The sequence below is a fragment of the Helicobacter pylori genome (assembly GCF_001998165.1).
In the GTDB taxonomy this organism is placed as follows: Bacteria; Campylobacterota; Campylobacteria; order Campylobacterales; family Helicobacteraceae; genus Helicobacter; species Helicobacter pylori_DL.
In genome coordinates, this window is sequence record NZ_MTWR01000055.1 from 1 (window position 1) to 3691 (window position 3691).

The 3691-nt window shown below is 39.8% G+C and carries 3 protein-coding genes; all 3 read right to left on the reverse strand.

Annotated elements, in window-relative coordinates:
• On the reverse strand, positions 1 to 1668 hold a 1668-nt coding region (gene pbp1a / locus BZK24_RS06755; RefSeq protein WP_077656957.1), incomplete at its 3' end, for a penicillin-binding protein 1A.
• Positions 1668 to 2789 carry an aminotransferase class I/II-fold pyridoxal phosphate-dependent enzyme gene (locus tag BZK24_RS06760; protein WP_077656958.1) on the reverse strand — a complete coding sequence of 374 codons (1122 nt, stop codon included), beginning with the start codon at positions 2787 to 2789 and terminating at the stop codon, positions 1668 to 1670. The genes BZK24_RS06760 and pbp1a, both read right to left, overlap by 1 nt.
• 22 nt (positions 2790 to 2811) lie before the next feature.
• On the reverse strand, positions 2812 to 3691 hold an 880-nt coding region (gene tlpD, locus BZK24_RS06765), incomplete at its 5' end, for a chemotaxis chemoreceptor TlpD (RefSeq protein WP_077656959.1).

Genomic DNA, 3691 nt, shown 5'->3' on the forward strand with positions numbered 1-3691 from the left:
TTTACCGGCAATTTCTAAACCTTTAATGCGAGCTAGACTCCCTGTGCCGTTTTCTACCGCATCCATCAGCGCTGAAAGGGTTAAAAAAGCTTGTTCTTTGGAAGTGATTTTCTTAGTTTCCATAGGCGTGAAAACTTTGATATTGTTTTGCTGATCGGTGATGCTTTCAATGAGCATGGGTTTGAGCATGGTGCCGTAATTAGAAAATAGAGAATACTTTTCAGCCGCATCAATCGGTGAGATAGCAAAGCTCCCTAACACAATAGACAAATCTTTAGGGAGGTTTTTAAACCCCATGTCGCTTAAAGATTGATAAATTTTTTCAAAGCCAAGCTGATCGCTTAAATTAATCGTGGCTAGATTTAACGAATGGCTCAAGGCTTCTTGCAAGGTTACAAGCCCTAAAAATTTGCGAGTATAATTGCTAGGGTGCCATGCGTGGTTTTGCGCGCTGTTTTTACTATAATTGCCATTTTCAAAATTTCGCGCGGTATCAGGGATTTTAGAAGTCGTGGAATAGCCATTATCAAAGGCGATTTGATACACAAAAGGCTTGATCGCGCTCCCAAATTGCCGTTTGGCTTGCGTGGCGCGATTGAAAGCGCTTTTTTTATAATCAATCCCCCCCACTAAGGCTAAAATCTTACCGGTGCTCGTTTCTGTAACTATCATGCTGGCGTTTAAGTTGTCTTCATCTTCATCATTAGATGCGTTAGTTTTTGGCTTCTCTTTAGCGATTTTTTCTAAGATTTTTTGATGCCCAAAACGCAAAGACTCTAACGCCAAGCGTTGGTAATCCAAATCTATCGTGAGCTTTATAGTATAGCCTTGAGTTTTTAGCCCGTCTAATTGATCCAATTGCTTCAACACTTCATCCACGACATAGGGGGCGATGTTTTGCGTGGAAGTTTGGTTATAAACGATTGGCACTTCATTGAGAGCGGATTTGAGCTCGTTAGAAGAAATCCAGCCTAAAGAATACAACCGCCTTAAAATATCATTAGCCCTAGAGAGCGAAAATTCTAAGTTTTTGGTAGGATCATAAAAACTTGGAGCCCTAGGTAAGGCGACTAACATGGTGATTTCTTTAAGCGTGAGTTTGTCAAGGGGTTTTTTAAAATACCCTAAGCTTGCGGTTTTCACGCCATAATACCCATGCCCAAAAAAAGTTTGGTTCAAATAACGCTCTAAAATTTCTTCTTTGCTTAAGACTTTTTCAATGCGTATGGAGATGATAGCTTCTTTGAGCTTTCTGGTTAATGTTTTTTCTCGCGTGAGCACCATGTTTTTAACGAGTTGTTGGGTTAGGGTGCTACCCCCTTCAGTGTAACGACCGCTTTTAGCGTTTTTAATCATAGCGCGCATGACAGCGTCTAAATTGATCCCCCCATGCTCAAAAAAGAGGGTGTCCTCTACCGCTAGAAGGCTTTCAATAAATCGTGGGGGGATTTCTTCAAAACGCGCATAAAAACGAAATTCCTTATCATAAATATTAGCGATCAAACGCCCTTTTCGGTCTAAAATCTGTGAAGCGACGCCCGGGCGATAATCTTTAATCTTAGCAATATCCTTATCCGTAGTTACCCAAACTTGAGCGACAAGAACGGCCAATAACCCTATGATAATTAAAACTAAAACCATAAAACCATAAAAAATCTTTTTCAGCATTAATCACTCTTAAAAGAAGATTGTATTTTAGAATAATTTAAAAGGGTGTTTGCAAGATCTTTAGTGTCTTCTAAGCTGTTTTTGAGGGACAAAGAGACGCGTAAAAGGGGTTTAGAAACCGTGGGGGGGCGGATAGCTCCCACTAAAAACCCTTTTTCTTTCAAAAAATACTGGGCGTTTAAAAGAGCGGGATTGTTTTCAAATTCTAGAGTGAAAAATCCTGCGAGCGTTCTAATACCTAAGGTTTCAAAAATAATCTGTTGGTGTTTGCTAAGCTCATTTTTTAATTCTTGCTTTTGTGCGATAAAGTATTCTAAATGGGCCAAAGTTAAAGCGGTGTCTAACAGGCTTAAAGCGGTGGTGTAAATCACGCTTTTAGCGCGATTAGTTAAAAACTCTATGACTTGTAAAGGGGCTAAAATGCACGCCCCATAGCTCGCAAGGGCTTTAGAAAAAGTGCTGAGCTTAATGATTTTGTCTTTTTCTTTGATGCGATGATATTCTAAAAAACCCAACAAATTTTCGCCGATAGTCCCAAAACTATGGGCTTCATCTACGATTAAAAAAGCGTTAGGAATCTCTTGAATGATTGCATAAAAATCATAAGGGGCGACGCTCGCATCCATAGAATAAACCCCCTCAATGGCTATGAATTTAAGCTTGTTTTTAGGGGCGTTAAAGAGTTTTTGTTTCAAATCTTTAATATCATTGTGCGAGAAAAAGATCACTTGATTAGGCTTAATCTTAGCGCTAAAGATCCCGCTCGCATGGTAGTGCGCGTCCATGAATAAGAGAGCGTTTTTGACTAAAAGGGTGTCTATTAAAGCCAGATTGCCCAAAAAACCACTCCCCACTAAAAGAACGCTTTCAAATTCTAACAAATCCGCTAATCGCTCTTCCAATTCTGCATGCAAAGGGTGGTAGCCATTCACTAGCATGGAAGCCTTGGGGGAATGAGCACCAAAGGATTGGAGCTTATCAAAAGCGTTTTGAAGCAAATCTTTTTTAACGCTCAAACCCAAATAATCATTAGAAGCGTAATCCTTTAATGAAGGGTCAAACAACTCTCTTTTGCGGTATCGTTTGGCATGGCGTAGGGCTTCTAAAGATTTAGAAAACATCAAAACACTTCATTGAACGAAATCATTCGCCTTTTTGAATTTTTTCAATGATTTTATTGAGTTCATCTTGTTTTTCGTAAAACATCTTATCAATATTTTCTTTGACATGCTTAGCGCTATCTTCCATTAAATGCACTTTATGTTCTAGGTATTTTGAATCGGTAATGTGGTCTTCTTGAACGGCTTTAACCAAATCATTAGCTTCAGCATGCACGCTCGCATGGTGGCTTTCTAAAGCTCTATAGCCTGAAGTGTTGGAAAAATTCTCTTTGCCCGCGCCCTCATAATACCATTTGCCTAAGCGGCAATTCTTATGACTGGTAATATCAAAGGAATTGAGACCAAAAACCATGCCATAAAGATTGTTTTTAAAGACCACATGATCCAATTTAGCCAGACCGCAAAACACCCGGTTATTGACATTGTAGATGGTGTATTTTGCGGCTTGCGCGACAATCATGTTATTTTTCACGGTGGATTTAAGCTCTTCTACATCGCCCTTAATAGAGCCTACAATAGAATTAATATCGTGGGTATTGGTTTGAATATCGTTCGCTTCTTGTTGCATGCTTTTAACCACGACAGCGATTTCTTTAGTGGCTTTTTGGGTTTTTTCAGCGAGTTTTCTCACCTCATCAGCCACCACAGCAAACCCTCTGCCATGTTCACCCGCTCGTGCGGCTTCAATAGCGGCGTTTAGGGCTAAGAGATTGGTTTGCTCTGCAATATCATCAATCAAAGAAATGACTTGAGTGATTTCATTGCTCCGTTGGTTGAGAGAGTCCGCTAACGAAGTGGCGTTTTGCATCTTTTCATAAAGCGATTCAATGTCTTGACCCGTTTTATTAACGGTTATTAACCCTTCATTAGAATGCTCTTCACCATTTTTAGCCGCATTTAAG